This is a genomic window from Viridibacillus sp. NPDC096237 (genome assembly GCF_050278625.1).
Taxonomy (GTDB): Bacteria; Bacillota; Bacilli; order Bacillales_A; family Planococcaceae; genus Viridibacillus.
The window spans coordinates 50,344-75,354 of record NZ_JBNNTI010000007.1 but is presented as its reverse complement, the minus strand read 5'-3'; the positions used below and the strand labels follow the sequence as shown (position 1 = coordinate 75,354).

The following is a 25,011-nucleotide window of genomic DNA, read 5'->3' as shown; positions in this document are numbered from 1 at the left end:
AGTGGAAGAAACCCAAGTGATTGTTGAGACAGAAGTGGAAGAAACCCAAGTGATTGTTGAGACAGAAGTGGAAGAAACCCAAGTGATTGTTGAGACAGAAGTGGAAGAAACCCAAGTGATTGTTGAGACAGAAGTGGAAGAAACCCAAGCTATCGTAGAAACAGCAGTAAATGTAAATCAAGCAATTGCTGTGGTAGAAATGATAGAAGCGCAAGCTATTGATTGTGATGAAAATTCCTCTCCGGCCACTGCTCATTATGTGGAAGCGCCATTCCAGCAACAGTCAATACCTGTTGCAATTAAAGAGCGAGATGAAATTGTAGAACAAAATTTAGAAGTAAATTTTGTTGGGCAGGCACAAACTTCCATAGAAGAGATTACTATAGAAGAAAAACCAACCATTGTCGAAGAACTTATTCGCCGAGCTGAAGAGCCTGAAGATGAGTATTCAAGAACAGGTGGTGAAATTGTAGAAGCATCTATAAAGCCACCTGAAAATGTAAATGAGTTTGAGGAATCATTATCTTCCGAAGAGAGAGAGTACCAACAGCCGGTAGCAGAGTCAATAAATAAAGAACAAAGTAAACTTCCATTTAATGTTCTCATGTTAAAAACAGATAAAGAGAAGTGGGCACTGAAAGAAGCAACTACTAAGCAATTTTTAAAAACGAGCGTAGATGAGACTGTACTTCCCTCCGTCGCAAAAGAGCAACCTTTGGAAACGATTATTACAGAAATCCCTGTACAACAACCTATATTAGAATCCAATACGACGCCTGACTATCAAGAAGTTGTGACAACAACAGTTGAACCAGTTAGTGAACATGTGATTGAAGAGCCTCTCCCATCACGTATTAACGAAAACCTTGATGAATCTCTAAGGTATTTAGAGTCACCAGAGGAAAAAACAGAGGATTTTGAATGGATGGATATGCAAGGTGAGAAACTAATTGAAGCACTCTCTTATTTTCAAGTAAAAGGGGAGATTGTTCAAATTGTGCAAGGGCCTGCAGTAACGCAATTTGAAATCACAGTTGGTCACGGTACTAAAGTGAGCAAAATACGTAACTTAGCAGATGATTTGAAACTTGCTCTTGCTGCGAGGGACATACGTATTCAAGCACCGATACCAGGAAAGAGCTCGATCGGGATAGAAATTCCAAACCAAAAATCACGACCAGTACGTATTTCTGAGATAGTTGGTGACCAGTTATTTATTGATTCAGATTCACCTCTCGAAGCGGCGTTAGGTTTAGATTTAACAGGAAAACCGGTGACACTGGACCTTCGTAAAATGCCTCATGGATTAATTGCAGGCGCAACAGGGTCTGGTAAATCTGTTTGTATTAACTCAATTTTGGTTAGTCTATTATTAAAAGCGAGCCCACAAGATGTGAAGCTGCTATTAATTGACCCTAAAATGGTGGAATTGGCTGCATTTAATCATATTCCTCATTTAGTGAGTCCAGTGATTACCGATGTTAAAGCAGCTACTGCAGCTTTAAAATGGGCTGTAGAGGAAATGGAAAGACGGTATCAATTATTTGCACATGTTGGAGCAAGAGATATTAAGAGATACAATGTAATGGTTGAAGACGAACGTAAATTTTCATTGAAAATGCCGTATCTAGTTATTGTTATTGATGAATTAGCAGATTTAATGATGATGGCTCCTACTGATGTAGAAGAGGCTATTTGTCGAATTGCTCAAAAAGCAAGAGCTTGTGGTATTCATTTAGTACTTGCAACTCAACGCCCATCTGTAGATGTTATTACAGGGCTTATTAAGTCTAATATACCAACACGTATTGCTTTCTCTGTATCATCGCAAATTGATTCACGTACAATATTGGATAGCCAGGGTGCGGAACGGTTGTTAGGTCGAGGTGATATGTTGTACTTAGGAAATGGCATGTCTGCTCCTATTCGTGTGCAAGGTACCTTTGTAACGGATGAAGAGATTGAAGCAGTAACAGACTATATGCGTTCCTTGGGGGAACCGGAATATATTTTTGAACAAGAAGAATTGTTAAGAAAAGCTGAGGCTGTTGAGGAACAAGATGAGCTATTTGAAGAGGCATGCCGTCATATTTGTGAGCAAGGTACAGTTTCGACATCTTCTTTACAACGAAAATTCCATATCGGCTATAATCGAGCGGCCAGATTAGTAGACATGATGGAGGCTCAAGGATTTATCTCCGAGTCAAAGGGCACAAAACCACGTGATGTCTTTTTGAAAACACAAGATTTGGAGAGTCTCTTTAATAACGGATATGACGAATTGTGAATTATTTATGACTAATGACTTATTATTTGTGAATAATAAAAGTGAAAGAGTGGGAATTATCGTTTATTTTAGAAGTGTAGTAATCCATGTTATAATGTAATATGTTTTAAAGATTTGATTAATCAAGGGTAAGGAAACTTTCCCGGGAGGTTTCAACATGACAGTTTATCATTTTACAGGAATTAAGGGATCAGGAATGAGTTCACTTGCACAAATTCTATTTGATTCAGGTGAGACGGTTCAAGGTTCCGATATCGAAACATACTTTTTTACAGAAGATCCACTAAGAAAGCGCAATATTACCATCTTGCCTTTTGATGAGAACAACATTCAAACAGGAATGATTGTAATTGCGGGTAATGCTTTTACGGACGAGCACCCAGAGTTAGTAAAAGCCCGTGAAATCGGTGTAGAAGTAATTCGTTATCATACATTCCTAGGGGATTATTTAGAACAATATACATCAGTCGCTATTACAGGAGCCCATGGTAAAACTTCAACAACAGGTTTAATGTCTCATGTGTTAGAAGGAGACAAGCCGACTTCTTTTTTAATTGGTGATGGTACTGGTGGCGGAGCAGTTGGCGCTCAAAATTTCGTAATGGAAGCATGCGAATACCGCCGACATTTCTTAGCTTATCATCCAGATTATGCAGTGATGACGAATATTGATTTTGATCACCCTGACTATTATAAAGACATAGATGATGTGTTTGATGCGTTTCAATCAATGGCATTACAAGTGAAAAAAGCTATTATTGCTTGTGGTGATGATGAACACTTACAAAAAATTCAAGCCAATGTACCAGTCGTATTTTACGGTTTAGGTTCTGAAAATGATTTTGAAGCACGTAATGTAGAAAAAACGACTGAAGGTTCTACCTTCGATGTTTTTGTACGTAACGAATTCTATAGTAAGTTCCATATTCCGATGTTTGGAGATCATAATGTACTAAATACACTTGCTGTGATTTCTTTGTGCCATTATGAAGGAGTTCCTGCTGAAACGATTCAAGCTCGTCTAAGTACTTACGATGGTGTTAAACGTCGTTTTACAGAGACAGCAATTGGCGCACGTACATTAATTGATGATTATGCTCATCATCCAACAGAGATTAGAGCGACGATTCAATCTGCACGCCAAAAATACCCGGATCGTGAAGTTGTAGCAATTTTCCAACCACATACATTTACACGTACGCAAGCATTTTTACAAGATTTTGCGGATAGTTTAAGTGAAGCAGATAGTGTTTATCTTTGTGATATTTTCAGCTCTGCGCGTGAAAAATCAGGTGCACTGTCTATACAAGATTTAGTAGATCTAATTGAAGGCAGCAATTTATTGAAGTTAGAAAATATTCCTTCTATAGTTGAGCATAAAGATTCGGTATTCTTGTTTATGGGCGCAGGAGATGTTCATAAATTCCAAGAAGCATTTGAAGTACTTTTATTAGAAGGAAACGTATAATACAAGCGTAAATATATTAGAAAACAGTTTAACCTCTAGTAGAGGCTAAGCTGTTTTTTTTATGGAAAATTCTTTATTTTTGTAGTATAGTGATGATGATTAGCAGGATTTAGCAATGTTTTGTTGAATGTATTGTAATATGTAATGTTTAAATACATTCATTTTGTGGGAACTTAAATGTATATAGTTAGGAGGGTGTAAGATGATAGTTATTTTGTATATAGCAGCATTAGTTGCGGCGATTGGGTTCCTTGTTTTATGTATTGGTTTAGCGATGACATTAAATTCGTTGAAAACGACATTAAATAATGTAGCGAATACAATGGCTGGAATTGAAGGCCAAATGCAAGGAATTACACGTGAGACAACAGGTTTATTAGAAAAAACGAATAGTTTGGCAGAGGATATTCAAGACAAATCTAAGCAACTGAATACGGTAGTACAAGCCGTAAAAGGTTTTGGAGATTCAGTAAATGGATTGAATAATTCAGTGCAACAAGTAACATCTTCTATTTATTCTAACGTTTCGAAAAACAGCGATCAAATCGCACAAGTTATTCAATGGAGTAACGCTTTTATGGGAATACGTGGTAAGATGAAAGAGCGTAAAGCTAATAATGAGACAGTCACGGTGAATACACCAGATGCAACTGTTAAAAGAAAAAGAAGAAAATAAGATATTGGGAGGCGCTAGGTATGTCAGAACAAAAACCGAATTACAATGATGTGAGAAATAATTATGATGTTTATGGTAACCAAGGAATTGAGGGTTCGGAAGTGAATGCTTACTTACCACAATCTTATGAACATAAAGCTGAATCTCTCTATGACGAATCAAATGTAAACGTAAAAGATTTTGTAATCGGTGCATTTGTAGGTGGTATTGTTGGGGCTGCTACAGCGTTATTTTTAGCTCCTAAAACAGGTAAAGAATTGCGTGAAGATGTGGCAACACAAGCGAGTCAAATCAAAGAAAAAAGTATTGAGCTTTCTTCCACTGCAAAGGAAAAATCGGCTCAAATTTCAAAAACGCTTCAAGAACAATCAGGTCAACTAGTTGATAAAGTAAAATCAATTAAAACTAAAACAACTCAGCCATTGGATGATGGAACGGTTTCTTTTGAAGGTGAAGAGCCATTAGATATCATGGAAACAATGGAAAAAACGATTGCAGAATATGAAGCTGAAACTAATGAGCCAACAGCTGTTAGTTTGGCTCTTGAAGAAGCAGTTGAAGTAGTCGAAGCTGAAAAGCAAGAAGCAAAAGCTGAAACAACAAAAAAATAAATAATGCACTAATAGTAAAAAGCTATCTCAAAGTTCGTTAGAAGAACATTTGAGATAGTTTTTTTCGTTATTTATAAGATTTGTTGCTCTACTTACTTAATGTAATAGAAAGTCGATCACCACCGAAAATTTCTGCGTCGAATTTTGAAGGTTTTTCATTACGTAATATTGAAAAAGATCCCTTGAAGTCTGTAGGTAATTGCCAATTTGAAAAACGGAATACATCTTGGTAAATCCAATTACTAGTATCCTTTGTGACAAATTGAAATTTAGCACCGTTGGATATAACATCTGATTTACGAGCAATTTCTCCATTTATATAAACTGTCATACAAGTTTTAATCATCTCTAATGTTTCATCTTGGAATGTAACAATTATACGGTCCTCTAATTGCATGTTAAGACGCTTAGTGATTAATTCAACTGTCGGCAATTCGGTCAATTGAATTGTTAAGCGGTCATTACTCTTCATAGAATAGTGAAGTTTTGTTGGAAAACCATTAAGCGATAAACTACACGCGAATTCTGGTAAATTTACAGGCTTGTTATCAACATAGATTGTAAATGGTGTTAGTCGTTTTGTTAGAACTTGATTGTTAGTCCGATGTAAAATTTCTTCAATGGTATCGGCTGTTTTAATAGACACAATATCACGATCATTCAATTGCGTATCCAGTGAGACTGTTTGGCCGTTTAACGTGATTTTCGGATGTATTTCGTATGGTAGATCTTGAATATATACTTTTTTTATACTAGCGTCATCTAGTATATCTTTCACCGAAGCTTGAGCAGGTGCTCCGTTTTCGCCTTCTTTTAACTCGATGATATCACCATTTTGGATAAGATGTTTGGTGTTTGCTTTTTTACCGTTGACGAAAATTTCAGTTGGACTGCCATGACCACCAGGTATAAAGATATCCTGATTGTTTACTTTAATTGAAAGAGCTAATCCTGGTTTACCGTATAATTTAGTAGCTAACACATTGGCTGCAAGTAACGCGTCTGACACCGTCATCTCTTTTAATTCAAATAAACGGATGATTTGTTTGTTTACTTCCACTGTCATATATTTTATTGGTGCTCGTTTTGCTGCTAGGGCAATACCAATTGGTGTTACAAGCTCTGGAGAGGCGGGTACATGATCTTCTCTTGTGAGTTGTTGAATGGCATCTATACTTCGAACAGCAACCCGATTTTCAGGTAACTCTAATATTTGACAAATTTCTGCAGGTAAATCAGGTGTTAAACTGCCCCCACCTACTAGTAAAACGGCTTTTGGCGCAATTTGATTATTTAATCGTAAAATTTCAGTGCCAATTGCTGTAGCGAGTTGTACGACTGCTGGACGTAATTTTTCCATAATTTCAGAGCGTGGGTAGAGTTGATCGAAACCTAATATATCTTGAATATTAATCTCTTCTTGTGTAGCTATTTCTCTTTTGGCTTTTTCCGCAACAGGGAAGTCCAATAAATAATGATCACTCAATGCCTCCGTGATCTCATCACCAGCTGTAGGTACCATTCCATATGCTACAACTGTACTCTTATCCGTAATAGCTATATCTGACGTACCTGCACCTATATCCACTAGTGCAACATTTAAACGTCGCATCGAAGGAGGAATTAACGCATTGATAGCTGCGATTGGTTCAAGGGTTAATGCTTCCATCTCTAAATTTGCACGTTTAAGGGCCGCTAACAGTGATTCTACGACGACTCTAGGTAAGAAGGTAGCAATTACTTCAACTGAAGCTTCTTCACCTTGTTGGTCGATTAAACTGCCAATTTCTTCATGGTCTAAACGATAGTATAAAACCGAGTAACCAACACAATAATAATGACTACTACTATTTTTTTCTTCTTTATGTTGTAATAGTTGTTGCTGTGCTTGTTGAACAGCAGCAAGTTCCAAACGGCTAATGTCATCTTCAGTAAAAGCAAGTCGGTTTTTTATATTAATTGTGACAGTAGCTTGTTCAGTTTTTAAAGCTCTACCAGCAGCAGCTACACTTACTTTATGAAGAGGTCCATGTTTCTCTTCAAGTTGGGTTTTAATTTTCTCTATTAAAGTAGCTACATGTAACACATTATGTATTTGGCCATCTACCATGGCACGTTCCTTGTGTTCTTCAATCATTAAATCGACAACGTGGAAATTTTCATCTTGTTCTTCTATAATTATTCCGACTACAGAGCGTGTACCTATATCTAATGCAAATAGCTTAGACATCGTGTTTTGCCACGTCCTTTCATGTTCATTTAAAGTAACATACTTCGTCGCGTTGAAGCGCTAAAGAAATAATTCGTGACTTTTTAAAATTTATTGATTATAATAGTCATATTATCTAAAAATGTATCACAGTTTTCAGTCTACTGAAAGTACCTGATACGAGGAAGTGAGGAGAAACGCAATGAGTCATCAAAATTTAGATCACTTACGTGACCGCGTAGACGCATTAAACCTTGAAATTTTAAGTTTAATTAACGAACGTGCAGAAGTCGTACAAGAAATTGGTAAGATTAAAGAAAAACAAGGTGTTAATCGTTATGATCCTCTTCGTGAGAGACATATGTTGAACCTATTAAAAGAAAACCATAAAGGTCCACTTAGTCAAGGTACGATTGAACATATTTTCAAAGAGATTTTTAAATCAGCATTAAAATTACAAGAAACAGATCATAAAAAAGAATTACTAGTATCTCGTAAACGTAAGCCAGAGGATACAATTGTTAATATTAACGGAGAAGCAATTGGAGCTGGAGAACCAACATTCGTATTCGGGCCATGTGCTGTTGAATCGTATGAGCAAGTAGCAGCAGTTGCTGAATCGATTCAATCTAAAGGTTTAAAAATGATTCGTGGAGGAGCTTACAAACCGCGTACATCTCCATATGACTTCCAAGGATTAGGTCTTGAAGGATTGAAAATTTTAAAACAAATTTCAAAAGAATACGGTTTAGCTGTAGTTTCTGAAATTGTTACACCTTCACATTTGGATGAAGCACTAGATTATATCGATGTTATCCAAATTGGTGCACGTAATATGCAAAACTTTGAATTATTAAAAGCAGCAGGAGCGACAAATAAACCTGTACTTTTAAAACGTGGTTTAGCAGCAACAATTGATGAATTCATCAATGCAGCAGAATACATTATCTCAAAAGGTAATGATCAAATTATTCTTTGTGAACGTGGTATTCGCACATATGAAAAAGCGACACGTAACACATTAGACATTTCAGCAGTTCCGATTTTAAAACAAGAAACGCATTTACCAGTATTTGTTGATGTAACACACTCAACTGGTCGTCGCGATTTACTATTACCATGTGCTAAAGCAGCCATTGCTATTGGAGCAGACGGTGTTATGGCAGAAGTTCATCCAGATCCAGCAGTAGCATTATCGGATGCTCAACAACAAATGAGCATTCCACAATTCGATGAATTTTACGAAACACTTCAAAAGTTCATGAAATCTTACGAAATTCACGCATAATAGAGGGTGACGATTCAAATTACTTGAATCGTCACTTTTCTTTTGTTGAAAAATCTTTACGAACTGTCGTATCATAAAAAGAAGAAAAGAAAAGGAGGTCATCAAGTGACCGTTACAATTTATGATGTTGCACGTGAAGCAAATGTTTCTATGGCGACAGTTTCTCGTGTCGTCAACGGCAACCCAAACGTTAAGCCGTCAACTAGAAAAAAAGTTCTTGATGTAATTGAACGCTTAGAATATAGACCAAATGCGGTTGCTCGTGGCTTAGCAAGTAAAAAAACGACGACAGTAGGCGTTATCATCCCAGATATATCTAATATTTTCTATGCTGAACTTGCGAGAGGTATTGAGGATATCGCGACAATGTATCGCTATAATATTATTTTATCGAATTCTGATCAACGAGAAGATAAGGAACTACAATTATTAGATAATATGTATGGTAAGCAAGTTGATGGAATTGTTTTGATGAGCGAACAAGTTACAAAAGAGCTATTAGATAAAATGGGGCATTCACCTGTACCAATTGTTTTGGCAGGTTCAATTGAAGAAACAAAAGAAATACCATCAGTAAATATCGATTATTTACAAGCGGCTTATGAAGCGGTTAGCCGACTAATAGATAATGGCCATAAACGAATTGCTTTCGTATCAGGACCGTTCACATCTACGATTAACCGAGAATATAAATTTGCTGGATATAAGAGAGCGTTAGAAGAAGCTGACATTGAATTTGATGACAAACTAGTTGTTGCTAATGAAGATTCTTATGATAGTGGTATCGAAGATTGGTCAGAGTTAAGCCAGCTTGATAATGCACCAACAGCTTTCTTTGCAGGTAGCGATGAGCTAGCCATTGGTATTATTCATGGCGCACAAGATGCAGGTAAAAAAGTCCCTGAGGATATTGAAGTGATTAGTTTTGAAAACTCAAAGCTAGCACGTATGGTACGCCCTCAATTAACAAGTGTTGTATTACCGTTGTATGATATTGGTGCGGTTTCAATGCGTCTATTAACTAAATTTATGAACAAAGAAACAGTGGAAGATGGTATCGTTATACTTCCACACCGTATTGAAGAACGAGATTCAGTAAAATAAATAAGTGCTTCAATAAAAAAGGATCGCTCTAGCGTCTTGGAAAAGACGCCGGGAGCGATCCTTTTATGTACAATTAGCTTTGAATAGAACGAATCATGTATAATGCTTTTTTTAATATTTGCTGATTTTTTTCTGCGATTTCTACTTTTCGTGGCACTTCATTATACATATTATCTGAATCCATCCAAGTAGGTATAAGGGTGACAGGCGATTCAGCTTGCCACTTCTCTAACCAAGTAGATGGGAGCGGTCCATCAGGAGCTTTTTGATCAGTCATTTCTGTCCAAATAAGTGACCATGCTCTTGGAACTACACGCCAGATATCATAGCCTCCACCACCGACTGCTATCCAGCGACCATCACAATATTTATGCGCTAACTCATGAGCAATCCGTGGAATTTCTTTATAAATCTTCATTGAACAATAAAGATGGGTTAAGGGGTCAAAATAATGTGCATCAGCACCATTTTGTGTCAAAATCACATCTGGTTTAAAATGGGTGACTATTTCTCTAAAGGCTGTTTCATATATATCCAAAAATGACTCATCTTCTGTGAAAGCATCAATCGGTAAATTGAAGGAGGTACCATGACCTTCGCCAGTTCCTCTTTCTGTAACGTTTCCAGTACCAGGGAATAGGTAACGACCTGTTTCATGAATAGAAATAGTGCATACATTTGGATCATCGTAGAAGCTCCACTGAACACCGTCACCATGATGTGCGTCTGTATCGATATAGAGTACTCTAGCATTGTATTTTTGTTGCATATACTTAATGGCTACAGTACTGTCATTATAAATACAAAATCCCGATGCACGACTTTTAAAACCGTGATGAAGTCCACCACCTAGGTTAGCAGCATGCTTAGCCTTTCCTTGCATCACATAATCACATGCCGTTAGGGTGCCACCGACGATATGAGCACTTGCTTCATGCATATAAGGGAAGATTGGTGTATCCTCTGTGCCGATACCATACTGTTCACCCTGTTCATTTGTTATTTCACCACGGCCAGCTTTTTTTACAATATCCACATATTTTGCTTCGTGACCAAGGAGGATTTCTTCATCTGTTGCGATACGCGGTTCAATAATATCTGCTTTATTTAAGGCACCAAGTTCATTTAGTAAATCTACTGTTAAAGTTAGTCTTTTTTGATTAAAAGGATGAGTGTCAGAAAATTTATATCCAAGTTGGTTATCTGAGTAGATGAATACGGCGTTCTTTGCTACAGTTTCATGCCCGGCATATTTGGCCATAGAACATCAAACCCTTCTTTTCGTAAATCCTCAATGATGGACAGAGGATTCATGATTTTTACTCGGATAGATAGTATTTTCATTTCATCAAACTCTTTATCTGGATATACTAAGACACTCAATACACTCGCGTAGTGCTTATGGAATACTTTTGTTACTTCAAATAATATACCAACGATATCTGGTACACGAATTTCAATATGTGAGCTTGGTTTATTTGCTCCTGTTAACTCAATGTAGTTATACAGTAGGTCTGTTCCTGTTACAATTCCTACTAACTTTCCTCCACTAACGATAGGTAAACAGCCAATCTTTTGTTCATAAAAAATAATAGCGATTTCTTCGACGAAATCAAGTGGGTGCCCAACAATAATATTTTTTTTCATAATATTTTCTAACGGTTGGTTATAGATATCTCCGTCGGATATTTTGTGCAGTGAAGAAGGAAGAGCATTTTTTATATCTCTTTCTGTCACCAAGCCAACTACTTCGTTAGCTGCGTTTGTAATAGGTAAATGACGAATCCGTTCTTTTTTAAGTAACTGAACTGCCTCCTTAATAGTGCTGGATGGTTGTAAGGAAAACACAGTTGTATTCATGATTTCTTCAACAATCATAGACAAAATCCCCCTTGTTTAGTTGTTTAGTACATGAAACGGCTTTTAAAACGTAACTGATCAAATTTTAGAATTGATTCATTATCAACTCTACTACCAATTCGTGCCATTAGGCAATTTGCAGGGTGTGAAGAGATTTCAGGTTCGTCAGTGGCGAAATTCTCTAGACCTCCTGCATTCATCATTTTCTCCATGATTTTACGATATTCCCAAACATTTAGTCCTGTTCTTTTTAAATCCCAGTGCCAATAATATTCGGTCGTAATAATGATATAGTCTTCCATCGCATCATCCATCATAGATAAGCGAAGTATTTGTTTGCCTACACCTGTTCCACGAAATTCTGGTATGACTTCGATTGCTCCTAGCTCAATTAAATTTTCCATTTTCCCTTCAGACCAACGTTCTAATGGGTCAGGATATAAAAAAGTTGCATAACCGACGATGGTATCCTCATTACGGGCAATAATAATACGTCCTTCCGGTAATTTGGCTATTCCTATTAGCGCTTTAAATTGCTGTTTAGCAACACGAAAAGCTGTTAAGTCCTCATGGAATTTTAGTTTTTCTAATTGTTCAGGAGGGATAGGACCTTCAACTACAACTTTACCTAATTTCGTATCCATATTAACGCCGTAATAAGTTTTAATATATTCCATTATTTCACCGCCTTACTAAGATATTGTATTTCAATTATACATGAATGAAAAAGAGAATAATCACACAAATGAGAAAATTATATGACTAGTGTCGTAAGTTTGTGTAGCTTTAAAAAGATGAATAAGGAAGTTTAAATATAACTGGATGGTATAAGAAAAGAGCATTCTACATATATGTAGAATGCTCTTTTTGAAGGATTAATTGTTGTTACTAGTGCCAGTATTTTTGTCTTTATCCTTATCGGTGTTTGGGTTTTTGTCTTTATCTTGCTCAGTTGAATTGTCTTTATCTTGCTCAGTTGAATTGTCTTTATCTGTTGTCGGCTTTTTATTGTCTGTATTAGGTTTCGCATTTTTGTCTTTGTTTTTGTCTTTATCGGTATTCGAATTCGAATTCGTATCTGAATTCGTATTTGAATTCGAAGAATTGTTATTTGGCTGTGTATCTTTGTCTTTATTTTTATCTTTTTCCGTGTCTTTATCTTTTTCATCTGTGTTAGTAGGATTAAGTTTCTCTTTCTCTTTCGACGATAGAATACCTGTAGGATCTCCGCCTAGGACTCCTAACATACGAGAGATAAAGTCAGGATTTAAGCCACCACTTGAATTGAAACTATCATCTGGACTAGTAGGTAGCATTACTTGCGAGTTGAATAAGTCAGTACGTGAGAAGCCCGCTTTTGAACACGCTGATGATAATGCTCGTCCAGACAAACCACAGAATGTTTGGCTTACTACACCTGCAGGAGGAGTGAAACGTTTACCAGATGCTGTAGCTAATTTAGGATTAGAATCATAAACAGAGTTCATTAGTTTAGCCCATAACATATTTACACGAGTACCTGGTTGCAAGTAAGTCTCATTGTATTGATAAAGTGTTTGTGGAGTATCATAACCCATCCATACACCTAGTGAAATGTCTGGATTGTATCCAACCACCCAAACGTCTTTATAATCTTGAGATGTACCCGTTTTAGCTGCGAAATCTGCACTAAATTTCAGGCCAGCATTTGCTGTAGTACCAGTTCCTTGTTTCAATACATCGCGCATCATATCCGTAATGATATATGAAGTTTGTGGACTGTATACTTGTTTCGCTTTAGATTTGTGTTTATATACAGTTTTACCGTCTGAATCTACAATTTTCGAAATCATATAACCATCTACGAATTTACCGCCATTTGCGAAAGTCGCAAATGCATTTGTATTTTCTTCAACTGTTACACCGTATTTAAGTGCACCGATTGAAGTTGCGTAGTTTGTATAATCATCTGCATCTAAATGTGAGAAACCATTTTTGGCAAGTAAATCAGCGGGTCTACGGTTCATAATTTGACTGTATAGTCGGATTGCTGTCAAGTTTTGAGAGTCTTTTAATGCTTCACGTGCCGAAATGATACCTCGGGTATCACCGGAAATGTTTGATGGAGACCATCCAAGGTGGTTAAATTTCACATCGACTACTGGACTACCTGCACCAATTACTCCGTATTCAATTGCAGGTGCGTATACTAAAAGTGGTTTCATAGTAGAGCCATTTGAACGTTTTGCTTGTGTCGCGTGGTTTAACTCTTCTAATTTAAAGTCACGGCCACCGATAAAGCTTAAAATTTTACCTGTTTTGTTTTCCATGACGATACTACCAACTTGTACAGGTACATCAACTTGTTTACTTTTTCCAGTCTCTGAATCTGTAACAGTCTTTTTAAATGTAGCACCGTAATAGGCAAAGTTATCTTTTACATTTTGCATATTGTCATACATTTTCTTATCAATCGTAGAGTATATCTTGTAACCTTTTGATCGTAATTCACGATCTGCTAAGATTGTATATTTTTCTTTTAATTTCTTTTCATTTTTTAAACGTTTTGGATCTATGCCATCTTTTTTAGCTAAAATTGTTGCCATTATATCTTTTGCACGGCTTTCAATTTCATATGTTACATATGGATATTTTTCTTCAGGGCGAAGTTCAGATTTACGGAAATCTTTTTTAATTTTGTATTTCAATGCTTTTTTATATTGCTTGTCCGTAATATAACCGCTTTCATGCATACGATACAAAACAGTTTTCATACGATTAATACCATGTGCTAATGATTCTTTATCTTTAAGCTTCCCTTGCTGTGTAAATGGTGTATAGGCATAAGGTGATTGTGGAATACCGGCGATATAAGCAGCTTGTGCAAGGTTAAGATCGTTAGCTTTTTTATTGAAAATACCTTCAGCTGCTGTTTCGATTCCAGCAATATTACGACCAGATGAATTTCTACCATATGGAATAATATTTAAATAAGCTTCTAAAATTTCATCCTTTTCCATGAAACTCTCAAGACGCATTGCTAGTAATAATTCCTTCGCTTTACGTTCATATGAAACTTCATTCGTTAAAATTTGGTTTTTGATTAATTGTTGCGTTAATGTCGAACCACCTGTTTGTGTAGCAGAGTTCGTTACATCTTGTAATAATCCACGGAAAACGGCTTTTGGCACAATTCCGTTATGTTCGTAGAAGTACTCATCCTCTGTAGCTAGAACTGCATTAATTACATTAGGCGAGACCTTATCTAGAGTTGTTTCGCGTCGTTCTAAGTCCGAACGCATTTTACCTAAATATTTTCCACCTGCGAAGTAGAGATCACTCGTTTCATCGTAAGTTAAAATATCACTACGCATTTCAGCTTTTGCTCGTAAAGGCTCTTCTTTTACGAGGGAGGCAAAATACCCAGCGCCAATAGACCCTACGAATACAAAACCTACAACTGATAATACGACAAATAATAAACATAAATTCCAGATCACGCTTGATGTTATACGCATGGTTTTCATCCAGCTCATAGAAGTCATTTCTTGGATGCGATTGTCTATTTTTTTAACCCATTTTTTAAATTGTTCTATCACTAAATCGACCTCCTAAAATCTCGTTAATTATACCATAATTGAATAATGACTAATAATATTTATTGACAATGAATCTAAATGAAGTACAATAGTCATTAATAGTTTTTCGAGCGTTGAAAAGTGCGCAGTAGTGAACATATTCCCTGTATAGAGAGCTAGCGGTTGGTGAAAGTTAGTCACAATATGGACACGAATTACACATTTGGAGCGAGAACGTATGCGTCGCGTTAAGACGTATGAGCCGGAAGAATCATTTTTCTTCAAGCTGGGTGGTACCGCGTTAAATTGTGATTAACGTCCCTGCATATTTATATGCAGGGACTTTTTTTATTTATATTAGGAGGTAAGGAATATGACAAATCCATTATTGGAAGATTTACAGTGGCGTGGCCTACTGTACCAACAAACAGATGCTGAAGGTATGGAAAAATTATTAAACGAGGAATCTGTTTCTTTGTATTGTGGTGTTGACCCAACTGCAGATAGCATGCATATCGGACATATCGTGCCACTACTTACTTTAAGAAGATTCCAAATGGCAGGTCACCAACCAATTCTATTAGTCGGTGGCGCTACTGGTATGATAGGTGACCCATCAGGTCGTTCTGAAGAGCGCCAATTACAAACAGTCGAGCAAGTTGAGAAAAATGTTCAAGCTATTAAAAAACAATTAGAGCGTATTTTCGATTTCAATTCTGGAAACGGTGCAAAATTGGCAAACAACCGTGACTGGATTGGTTCAATGGATACAATCGAGTTCCTACGTGACTATGGTAAATTAATCAATGTTAACTACATGCTTGGTAAAGATACAATTTCATCTCGTCTTGATACTGGCCTTTCATTTACGGAATTTGCATACACAATTATTCAAGGTATTGACTTCAACCACTTATACGACAATATGAACTGCCGTATTCAAGTTGGTGGTTCTGATCAGTGGGGTAATATTACAACTGGCCTTGAAGTCATTCGTAAAACACATGAAGAAGAAACAAAAGCATTTGGTATTACAATTCCATTAGTAACAAAAGCAGATGGTACAAAATTCGGTAAAACTGCTGGTGGAGCAGTTTGGTTAGATGCTGAAAAAACATCACCATACGAGTTTTACCAATTCTGGATCAATACAGCTGACTCTGATGTCGTGAAATATTTGAAAATCTTCACATTCCTATCTCGTGAAGAAATCGAAGTATTAAAAGCTGCTGTAGAAACTGAGCCACATTTACGTAAAGCGCAAAAAGCATTGGCTGCTGAAATGACAAAACTTATTCACGGTGAAGAAGGATTGGAACAAGCAATCCGCATCACAGGAGCTTTATTCTCAGGTGACTTAAAAGCACTTTCAGTAGAAGAAATGAAAGTAGCATTTAGCGGTATACCTTCTGTTGAAATCTCAAAAGAAGATCAAAATATCGTAGATCTAATAGTCGAAGCTAAAATTTCATCTTCAAAACGTCAAGCCCGTGAAGACGTAACAAACGGCGCCATCTCAATCAACGGCGAAAAAATTACAGATTTAGCATACACTGTAGACGCCAAAGACCGCCTAGAGGATGCATTCGCAATCGTAAGAAGAGGCAAAAAGAAATACCACATGGTACAGTTCTCTTAAATGCTGAAGGCGCTCGTTTCAAGGAACGTAACCTAAGTACGCGACGTCGTGTCGCAACGGTTGCATGGCCAACATCCTGTTGGCCCAAGTGACCTCGAGAGTCTAGCGCCTGAAGCTGGATATGCCGATAAATGCTAAATATGCTAGTCCACCAAGACTACTACTCACTTTAAAGTGAGCAGTAGTCTTTTTTATCTTTGCAAAGGAGCACAGAACATTTAAAAATTATGATAATCAAACAAACCTATTCTTTATATAGAGTAGGCTCTTTTGTGCAAAATTAACCCTAATTAATCTTAAAATATTGAAAAATAAGAAGGATTAAAAAAAGACTTTCCACTCAATGTGAAAAGTCTTTTACTATTTTTTATTCAGATTATTTTTCAAGTATCCATTCAGGTAAAACTAAGTCTGAATACTCTTTTGGATGTAACAATTTTGCTAACTTCAATGCTCCTTCTAGTAACCTAGGGGAAGGTCGGCAATAGAGCCATTCTTCCATTACATGAAGGCGGTCTAACTTTATGGCAGTCATCTCTAAAGCACCAGGTCTTTTCAGTAGGTGCTCAGGTTTAATTCGGTGATACTGAACACCGACCCATGCTAAAAATGCATAATCAGGATTTCGATTTAGTACATCGTTCCAATCAGTTTGTACACTAGCTAATCCAACATCAGCAAAGAGATTTAGACCACCTGCGATTTCGCTTATTTCAGTCAGCCAGTTTATACCACCTGGCGTGAATATTGGGTTTGGCCACCATTCCCAATATAATGAAGGTTTAATTTCACAACTTTCGCCGATTTTCTGCATACTAGCAACAAAGCCTTCAAATTCAGCAGCTCTTGTTTCAGCGTGCTCAAGTACGCCACATACTTTACCTAGTATACGTAAATCTTCAGCAATTTCTTGTAGACTATTAGGGTTTAGAACGATATGAGGAATTTTACGATGTTCAAGTTCTTCAATATTTTTCTCCATTCCAGGAACGCTAAGTGAAGCGAGAACGAGCTCGGGTTCCATGCTTTCAAGCAAATCCATATTAATGGAAAGATCAGGACCAAGGCGTGGTAAATGCTGAATAGCAGATGGCCAATCAGAAAAATCATCGATAGCAATCAACTGATGTTCAAGCTGTAAATAGATTAGTAGTTCAGTATTGCTAGGACAAATTGATATGATTTTCATCTCTAAAAGACCTCCTTGTAAATAAAAAGTCATTCGTTAAGTGTCATTATACCATAACGATTGGCTATTCTTGGATGCAGAAATACTTTTTCCTTTTGTTGATTTAGTACGGATATACATAAAAACAGCGATTGCGAGTAGTAGCATAATCGATGCCATTAGTTCAATTCTCCGTTTCCATTAACTGTTGTTAGCTGTTAATTGGTGATTTTGAATAATTTTAATAGCAAAATTGGGATCATAACCAAGTACCCAATTGCCATTTATATTCGTTTGTGGTACACCGAGACGACCAGTTGCAGTCACTAATAATTGTGCAATTTCAGGCTTTTCTTGAATAATTACTTCCTTATAAGGAATGTTTTATAAATTTTTTATTAACACGCATAACCACAATTTGTAGAAGAATAAACAGTTACGTCATATGTCATTTCGTATTCCCTCCTTTTATATACATTGTAAAGTATTTACAATATACTGCCAGGGGTATTGATTTTCAAATGTTTTGTTTATAGTATATTTACTTGACACAATACCTTTAGGGGTATAATATCTATAACTGTTACACGATATGCTTGAATTGGAGTGATGATAATGGAGTATAACGATCAAATTAAAAATCGATTGAAACGAATAGAAGGGCAGTTAAAAGGTATTATTCGTATGATTGAAGAAGAGAAAGAATGTAAAGATGTCATCACACAGCTATCTGCCTCTCGATCAGCAATTGATCGTGCAATTGGACTTATTGTAAGTACTAACTTAGTACGTTGCATGGAGGATGAAAATGAGCTTAAAGGAAAAGATAAAGAAACTTTAATTAAAGAAGCTGTTGATCTATTAGTGAAGAGCCGATAATCGTCTCTTCCTTATTTTAATATAATATATACCTAGTGGGGTAAGGGGATAATGAAAATGAAATCAATTTCAGTAGAAGAAGTACAACAATTATTAGAATCGGGTAAAGAATTGAAATTGATAGATGTTCGCGAAGTAGAAGAAGTAGCAACGGGCATAATTCCAACAGCTATTAATATTCCTTTAGGTTTAATCGAATTTCGTATGAATGAACTGGATAAATCAAAAGAGTACATTATGGTTTGTCGCTCTGGTGGGCGTAGTGGCAATGCAACAATGTTTTTAGAAAATCAAGGCTTTAATGTAGCAAATATGGATGGCGGCATGCTGGCTTGGGCTGGCGATGTTGAATAATTGAATAAGATTCAGCTATAAGTTCCGTAGAAAAGAGTATGCGATTTGCATACTCTTTTTTATAATGTACATTTCAGTATAATCAACTGAATTTAGAGCGTTCTTAAGAAAATGCTAATTTTTCTTGTTATTTCTGTTATTCTATTAAAAGAAGAGAAGTGTTTTTATTTAATGAGGAGTGTTTTTTGTAAAATGAATTCTATTGATGAAATGAAAGAAAAAGATCAAATACAACCGTTTTTTTCTATTTGGCTTAATCCGAAAAAGACAGCTAGATTTGTATTGGAGGAAAAATCAATTGGTTATGCCATTATGTTTGTTATACTTAGCGGAATTGCGGGTACTATAATTGGAACGTCAGACACGGAAATATATCCAATTATGCCTATTTGGGGAATTATCTTACTATGTACGCTGTTAGGTCCATTCTTAGGTTTACTATCTGTTTCCGTTTCTAGCCTTGTAGTATGGCTGTTTGGTAAACTCTTTGGTGGTCAGGCAACTTATAAAGAAATGTTCAAAGGGCTAAGTATCGTTGGAATTCCGGGGATTTGGTTATTTCCATTTATGTTTATATGGATGGCTTTCTCGCCAGTGACTTATTTTAAAACCGATATAGTTCCTGGAGATGTTTCATTTACGATTATTGCTGTAGTAGCATCAATTGCATCAATTATTATTGGAGTGTGGTCAATAGTTATTAACGTAGCTATTGTTTCTGAGGTACATCGATTCTCAATATGGCGTGCTGTATTAACTATCTTAATTCCTGGTATTATTTTTATTTTTATCCTTATTGCTATAATAGGTACTATTGTAGGGCTCATATTGAGTATTTAAGTGTAAGTTTTTTAGCTCTTTTGTTATTAAGCGGAAGAGCTTTTTTGTAATAAAAATACCTTTAGAAATTGTTGATAATTCAACATTTCTAAAGGTTCTAAAGCTGTTATGAACAAGAGGTAAACGAGAGCTCAATTCAAAAAAGGTTAAGAATGGATTAGATACTGAAATTATCACAGTTAGCAAACCAAACAATACTGAAGAATATTATAAGAAAGGAACACAGGGTTATACCGCATTTTAAAACTATGTTTTGTATATGATGAAGTAGTATTCGGAAAATCAAAAAAGGTACAGGCACTAAGGTGAATGAAAAGTATACTATTACTGATTTAGTTCAATCAGGGAACAGTTATCGATTAAAAACAAAAAGTGGACTACTACCCATAAAACAATTTCTCGATGCAATGTTTCTTCTAATAGATAAAATCAAATATGTACAAAAATAATAAAGACCAGGTACTCGTAATATAATTGAGTCCTGGTCTTTTAATGTTTTATACAGTTACATCAAAGTCTGATTCTAAAACTTCGTTAAATTATTGCTATACGTTCTTTATCTTAATATTCCCTAACTTCAAATGAGGCAATCTTGTCATGTACTATATATTCCGTTACTTTTTTATAAGGCGAAAGTGTTTTTGAAAATTTGAATGTTGAAGTACCTTGAGAACTTTCAAACCAAATTAAGTAATTATTTAAAACTTTATTAGTCACATCATATTCTTTTGTTATGCCATTTACTAAAGTGATACTTAGAATAGCACTCGAATGTTCATTATTTAGTTTCTTGACGATAACTGTACAAATAGCTACTAGATCTGTGTTTTCTACCTTTGCAGTAATAATTGCTTCTCCTTCTCGAATAGCTGTTACATTACCTTCTTGGTCAACAGTCGCAATTGATTCATCACTGCTTGTCCAAATAATTTTTTTATTTGCGGCGTTTTCAGGCAATACGGTTGCTGTAAGTTTATCGTGGCTATCTTCAACTAATTCTAATTTGTATTTATCTAATGAGATTGTTTCAACGTTAGGTTCAGGTTTAACAGTAGCGTCATATCCCCAAAGTTCTAATTCATGAATAGTAAGGTTAACTACATTGCTTGTACTTCCATTATTTTTGGTAATATTAATTCTAAAATGCGTAAATGGTTGCTTATTATCTATTTCAAAGGCATTTTCCCCATCTTGCCATATAGCATAATTGCTAACACTATCAAGCTTTGTCCAATTAACCCCATCGTTAGATCCTTCAAAAGTCCAAGAATTTGGTAAATTAGTCATATAACCAGGATTACTACTTTGATGTTTCCCATAAAATAAAATGTACTTAGTTAATATCTTTGGTGTATCAAATTCATACCCAAGCCAACCCGTTTGTGTATTCGTTCCCCAAGCTTTAAAGTTATTACTAACTGAATAGTGTGGTACTCCGTCAAAAGCTAAAAATGGTTCTAATACTTTAGAGCTGCTTGTTACCTTACCAGATGGTGCATCATTCGATGTCATTTTTGGAATTAAACTTTCAGAAACTGTAGTCTCTGCTTGTGCAGTACTAGAGAAAATAAAAAATGGTAGACTTAATAAAAATATAAACATTATTTTTTTCATGTAAAATTCCCCCTCCTTATAATTACTACTTTAGTATATTTTTTGTAATAAATATATAATAAAAAACATGTAGTTTTGATATCTATCTACCCTTACTAAATTTTATCTCGTAGTAAAAATTTTATATACATAACAATAGGCATCCATGAAATGGAAGTATTGGAAAAAAACTAAAGATATTGATGAATACTTCGTTGTATATTTTATTAAAACTCGAGGGAATGATAAAGGAAAAACACTATTTAAAAGTAGCTTTGCATAATAAGGTGATGAAAAAGTAAAACTGCACTTAAGTTAAAATATGATAAAGAGCGATAGCCGATGATGGCTTTTGCTCTTTTTGCTGTCTGATATGTAAAACATGCATGCCAAGCTCCCCCAGCAATGGTACCAAGGGTTTAAGTGTTCCCTCACAAACTTATTGTACAAAAAAACCACTTCTTTGAACTATTCCCCCAGATAATAAAGTTGTTTTGAGTAACTTTGGATACTTGGAGAAAAAGAAAAAACCTTGAAACTGTTGATATAACAGTTTCAAGGTTTTGAGATAATCTGCTTTTGGAAAGCAAGAAGATTAACGAGAGTAGTACTCTACGATGTAAGCTTCGTTGATTTCAGCCGATAATTCGCTACGTTCTGGAAGACGTACAAAAGTACCTTCTTTTTTGTCTGCATCCAATGATAGGTATTCTGGTACGAAGTTGTTTACTTCGATTGCTTCATTAACTACATCAAGGTTTTGAGATTTTTCACGAAGAGAAATCACTTGACCTGGTTTTACACGGAATGAAGGGATGTCAACGCGTTTGCCATCAACCATAATGTGGCCGTGGTTTACTAATTGACGAGATCCACGACGAGTGCGTGAAAGACCTAAACGGTATACTAAGTTATCAAGGCGAGTTTCAAGAAGGATCATGAAGTTTTCACCGTGGATACCTTGCATTTTACCAGCTTTGTCGAATAGAGTACGGAATTGACGTTCGTTCATACCATACATATGACGAAGTTTTTGTTTTTCTTGTAATTGCAAACCGTATTCTGATAATTTTTTACGTTGGTTAGGACCGTGTTGTCCTGGTGCGTAAGGGCGTTTTTCGATTTCTTTACCTGTGCCGCTTAGTGAAATACCAAGGCGACGAGACAGTTTCCATGATGGACCTGTATAACGAGACATAGAGAGTCTCCTCCTTCAATTGGTTTTATTTTGTTGTAAAATAAAAACCAGATGTATCCAGAATTATTGTCATTTTATTTTCATGTAACTTCGCCCATGCAGCCAAAGGGTTACGTGTTACACCATCCATTTCTGGAGGAATAAAATGAAAGCAATAAAACCATACAACTGCTGCGTTTATTTTACACAAAGCCAATTTTAACTTTTACATAGTAATGTGTCAAGAAAAATGAGAGATTGTAGAAAAGATAAAACAAGTGGATTAAGGATAATTCAAGGAGTTTTGATACAGTTTCTGTGAATTAAGAAGTTTTTTCCAAAAGAACTATAGTTGAAAAGGCTTATTTTATGTATAATAGAATTAGACAAGATCATATATAGCATGTTTTGAAGGAAAAGGTGATTGCATGGCAGATTATCAACAAACAATGCAAAATGTAAAATGTCAGATCCTAGACTTGTGGACAGATTTAATAGATGAAAAACTTAATAGTAGTGAATATTTAGAACTATTAAAAGGGATCTTCTTACAATACTTCGGTGTTTCAAAAAGTGAATACTTACATTTAAAGAAAGATATGTTCTCACCTGTCTCTATTGATGTAGAACAAGAGAATAATGGTATTCCGAGTGCATTATTAGAGCCGTATTTTCATCAACAGTATCCATTCCCAAGCGCATTTGTTGATATTTTGGAAAAAAAATATGATTTTGCTGATGATGCAATAGTTTTACGGGAAGTAAATCAGAAACCATTTGGCATTATCATTGTGCAAGAAACTGGGTATTGGAAAGAATTTGCGAAGACAAAGTATATACATGATTTTGAAATGCTAATCTCGCGTGTTATTCAGTTAATACAAAAAAATAAAAGAACCACATATGAACAAAAGATGAATACTGAATTAGTTAGAATGACTGGTATTTTCCATTCATCGATGGATATAGATCGAATACTGAAAGCACTTCTTCATGGTGTAAGAAGCGCTCTCCCAAAGTTTGAATCTAAACTTATTTTATCAAATGACCAAGATCGGCATTTAACTGTTGATACGCATACATTTGATTATATGTCTGAACGTTCTTCTACTATAGAAGCCTTTGTCTCTGGTGATGTGAAAATTGAGCAGGCAGTAGACATCGAATGGTGTGTATTAAATGCACCAATTAAAGGCCGTCAAGGAATTTATGGGGTGCTTCAAATTTTCGCACCGCTTAATTATGTTTTTAGTCAACAAGAGCAAGACCTTATTATGCATATAGCTGAAATATCAGGGAATGCATTAGAGAATGCAAAATTATATCATCAATCCCATCGATTAGTTTCAGATCTTCAACTTATAAATGAAACGTCCCACCGATTAAACATGAAATTGAATCAAGAAGAAATGTTATTGTTTCTAGCAAAGCAGTTAACAAAGTCGTTCAATCCTAATGAGATTTGTTTTGTTTTAAAGGAAAATAATGATTATCAAGTAACAACTGGGAGTACAGCTTTTTTCTTTGAAAATGTATCTAAGCCATATTTGAAATATGTTAGTGATCATTTTGATAAATCGACAGATCCGCTATTTGTAGCAGATTTCAGCAGTTTAGTGGCTGATAAAGTATCACTTATGTCCATGATGGCTATACCCATTATTATTCGTGAAAAAGTACATGGTTTTAGCATCGTCTTACATAATGATCCTTATTTCTTTTCTTTTGACAGTTTTAAATTAATGCAATCTTTAATACGTCATTCTTCAATGGCGATTTCGAATACAATTTTACGTGAGCAACTTCAGGAAATGGTCGATCGAGATCATTTAACTAAATTGTTTGCTAGAAAATATTTGGACCGGTATGTTGAAGTCTCGATGGATAAGGATGAAAGCGGAGTCTTTATTCTATTAGATATCGATGATTTTAAAATGATAAATGATACATATGGGCACCAAAAAGGTGATGCGATTTTAGTAACAATAGCACGACATTTGACAGATACAGTGCAAGGCCAAGGGATTTGTGCTAGATGGGGTGGCGAAGAAATTGCTATCTATTTACCTAATCAAACATTATTGGCATCAATTGATCTAGTCGATAAAATTGTTGCATCTATTCCAGAAGTAACGGTACCATCAGTCACTGTATCTTCCGGTGTAGCTGCTTGGCAAAAAAATGTTAAACACAATTTTCATAACGTTTTTCAAAATGCAGATATTGCATTATATGAAGCGAAAAATAACGGCAAAAATCAATTTCGTTTGTTTGAAATGGACGATGTCACATATTAAGATT

General features: G+C 35.6%; 20 protein-coding genes and 1 other annotated feature. Of the genes, 11 read left to right on the top strand and 9 right to left on the bottom strand.

The window, feature by feature from the left end; genetic code table 11:
• Position 1: 1 nt before the first annotated feature.
• The 4 genes from ACQKMD_RS06735 to ACQKMD_RS06720 all read left to right on the top strand — a co-directional run bounded on the left by ACQKMD_RS06735 (position 2) and on the right by ACQKMD_RS06720 (position 5,042).
• On the top strand, positions 2 to 2,287 hold the full coding sequence (locus tag ACQKMD_RS06735) for a DNA translocase FtsK (RefSeq protein ID WP_427750558.1): 2,286 nt from the start codon (positions 2 to 4) through the stop codon (positions 2,285 to 2,287).
• 157 nt (positions 2,288 to 2,444) lie between these two features.
• Entirely contained in the window at positions 2,445 to 3,755 is a 1,311-nt protein-coding gene (gene murC, locus ACQKMD_RS06730; RefSeq protein ID WP_427750556.1) for a UDP-N-acetylmuramate--L-alanine ligase, read from the top strand.
• Between the two features lie 202 nt (positions 3,756 to 3,957).
• Complete coding sequence (locus ACQKMD_RS06725; protein ID WP_427750554.1) at positions 3,958 to 4,431, top strand: DUF948 domain-containing protein; 474 nt, start codon at positions 3,958 to 3,960, stop codon at positions 4,429 to 4,431.
• Positions 4,432 to 4,451: 20 nt separating this feature from the next.
• The gene (locus ACQKMD_RS06720) at positions 4,452 to 5,042 is read left to right on the top strand and encodes a YtxH domain-containing protein (RefSeq protein WP_427750552.1); all 591 of its coding nucleotides are present in this window, start codon (positions 4,452 to 4,454) and stop codon (positions 5,040 to 5,042) included.
• An 88-nt stretch (positions 5,043 to 5,130) separates the two neighbouring features.
• Here ACQKMD_RS06720 and ACQKMD_RS06715 read toward each other — a convergent pair whose 3' ends face one another.
• Entirely contained in the window at positions 5,131 to 7,272 is a 2,142-nt protein-coding gene (locus ACQKMD_RS06715) for a cell division protein FtsA (RefSeq protein ID WP_427750550.1), read from the bottom strand.
• A 181-nt stretch (positions 7,273 to 7,453) separates the two neighbouring features.
• Between ACQKMD_RS06715 and ACQKMD_RS06710 the strand changes: the two genes are divergently transcribed.
• Together ACQKMD_RS06710 and ccpA are read left to right on the top strand one after the other, a co-directional pair.
• Positions 7,454 to 8,539, top strand: coding sequence for a bifunctional 3-deoxy-7-phosphoheptulonate synthase/chorismate mutase (locus ACQKMD_RS06710; RefSeq protein WP_427750548.1), 1,086 nt, complete (start codon positions 7,454 to 7,456; stop codon positions 8,537 to 8,539).
• Between the two features lie 105 nt (positions 8,540 to 8,644).
• A complete protein-coding gene (gene ccpA, locus ACQKMD_RS06705) occupies positions 8,645 to 9,643 on the top strand; it encodes a catabolite control protein A (protein WP_427750546.1) in 999 nt (332 codons plus the stop codon).
• A 73-nt stretch (positions 9,644 to 9,716) separates the two neighbouring features.
• On the opposite strand, the gene ACQKMD_RS06700 is transcribed toward ccpA, so the two are convergent.
• From ACQKMD_RS06700 to ACQKMD_RS06685, 4 genes are all read right to left on the bottom strand, one after another.
• Positions 9,717 to 10,904, bottom strand: a complete 1,188-nt coding sequence (locus ACQKMD_RS06700; protein ID WP_427750544.1) for an acetoin utilization protein AcuC — start codon at positions 10,902 to 10,904, stop codon at positions 9,717 to 9,719.
• The gene (locus tag ACQKMD_RS06695) at positions 10,874 to 11,521 is read right to left on the bottom strand and encodes an acetoin utilization AcuB family protein (protein WP_427750542.1); all 648 of its coding nucleotides are present in this window, start codon (positions 11,519 to 11,521) and stop codon (positions 10,874 to 10,876) included. The genes ACQKMD_RS06700 and ACQKMD_RS06695 overlap by 31 nt, the downstream gene beginning before the upstream one ends.
• A 26-nt stretch (positions 11,522 to 11,547) precedes the next feature.
• Positions 11,548 to 12,180, bottom strand: coding sequence for a GNAT family N-acetyltransferase (locus ACQKMD_RS06690; protein ID WP_427750540.1), 633 nt, complete (start codon positions 12,178 to 12,180; stop codon positions 11,548 to 11,550).
• Between the two features lie 198 nt (positions 12,181 to 12,378).
• Positions 12,379 to 15,027, bottom strand: coding sequence for a transglycosylase domain-containing protein (locus tag ACQKMD_RS06685; protein WP_427750618.1), 2,649 nt, complete (start codon positions 15,025 to 15,027; stop codon positions 12,379 to 12,381).
• Positions 15,028 to 15,185: 158 nt separating this feature from the next.
• Positions 15,186 to 15,386, top strand: a binding site (T-box leader).
• 47 nt (positions 15,387 to 15,433) lie between these two features.
• Between ACQKMD_RS06685 and tyrS the strand changes: the two genes are divergently transcribed.
• The gene (gene tyrS, locus ACQKMD_RS06680) at positions 15,434 to 16,699 is read left to right on the top strand and encodes a tyrosine--tRNA ligase (RefSeq protein ID WP_427750539.1); all 1,266 of its coding nucleotides are present in this window, start codon (positions 15,434 to 15,436) and stop codon (positions 16,697 to 16,699) included.
• A 376-nt stretch (positions 16,700 to 17,075) separates the two neighbouring features.
• Here the strand turns inward: tyrS and ACQKMD_RS06675 are convergent, their stop codons facing one another.
• Together ACQKMD_RS06675 and ACQKMD_RS06670 are read right to left on the bottom strand one after the other, a co-directional pair.
• On the bottom strand, positions 17,076 to 17,888 hold the full coding sequence (locus ACQKMD_RS06675) for a cobalamin-binding protein (protein WP_427750537.1): 813 nt from the start codon (positions 17,886 to 17,888) through the stop codon (positions 17,076 to 17,078).
• Positions 17,889 to 17,924: 36 nt separating this feature from the next.
• Positions 17,925 to 18,047 (bottom strand): hypothetical protein, encoded by a 123-nt coding sequence (locus ACQKMD_RS06670; RefSeq protein ID WP_427750535.1) that lies wholly within the window; start codon positions 18,045 to 18,047, stop codon positions 17,925 to 17,927.
• Between the two features lie 435 nt (positions 18,048 to 18,482).
• Between ACQKMD_RS06670 and ACQKMD_RS06665 the strand changes: the two genes are divergently transcribed.
• The 3 genes from ACQKMD_RS06665 (at position 18,483) to ACQKMD_RS06655 (ending at position 19,940) form a co-directional block, all read left to right on the top strand.
• Positions 18,483 to 18,746: a metal-sensitive transcriptional regulator gene (locus ACQKMD_RS06665; RefSeq protein ID WP_038187870.1), complete on the top strand. Its 264-nt coding sequence runs from the start codon at positions 18,483 to 18,485 to the stop codon at positions 18,744 to 18,746.
• A gap of 57 nt (positions 18,747 to 18,803) precedes the next feature.
• Positions 18,804 to 19,100: a rhodanese-like domain-containing protein gene (locus tag ACQKMD_RS06660; RefSeq protein ID WP_427750533.1), complete on the top strand. Its 297-nt coding sequence runs from the start codon at positions 18,804 to 18,806 to the stop codon at positions 19,098 to 19,100.
• 192 nt (positions 19,101 to 19,292) lie between these two features.
• Positions 19,293 to 19,940: a YIP1 family protein gene (locus tag ACQKMD_RS06655; protein WP_427750531.1), complete on the top strand. Its 648-nt coding sequence runs from the start codon at positions 19,293 to 19,295 to the stop codon at positions 19,938 to 19,940.
• A gap of 561 nt (positions 19,941 to 20,501) precedes the next feature.
• On the opposite strand, the gene ACQKMD_RS06650 is transcribed toward ACQKMD_RS06655, so the two are convergent.
• Both ACQKMD_RS06650 and rpsD read right to left on the bottom strand, forming a co-directional pair.
• Positions 20,502 to 21,554: an Ig-like domain-containing protein gene (locus tag ACQKMD_RS06650; protein WP_427750529.1), complete on the bottom strand. Its 1,053-nt coding sequence runs from the start codon at positions 21,552 to 21,554 to the stop codon at positions 20,502 to 20,504.
• A gap of 574 nt (positions 21,555 to 22,128) precedes the next feature.
• Positions 22,129 to 22,731, bottom strand: a complete 603-nt coding sequence (rpsD, locus tag ACQKMD_RS06645; RefSeq protein ID WP_427750527.1) for a 30S ribosomal protein S4 — start codon at positions 22,729 to 22,731, stop codon at positions 22,129 to 22,131.
• Positions 22,732 to 23,138: 407 nt separating this feature from the next.
• On the opposite strand from rpsD, the gene ACQKMD_RS06640 reads away from it, so the two are divergent.
• Positions 23,139 to 25,007, top strand: coding sequence for a diguanylate cyclase domain-containing protein (locus ACQKMD_RS06640; RefSeq protein WP_427750525.1), 1,869 nt, complete (start codon positions 23,139 to 23,141; stop codon positions 25,005 to 25,007).
• Positions 25,008 to 25,011: the final 4 nt, after the last annotated feature.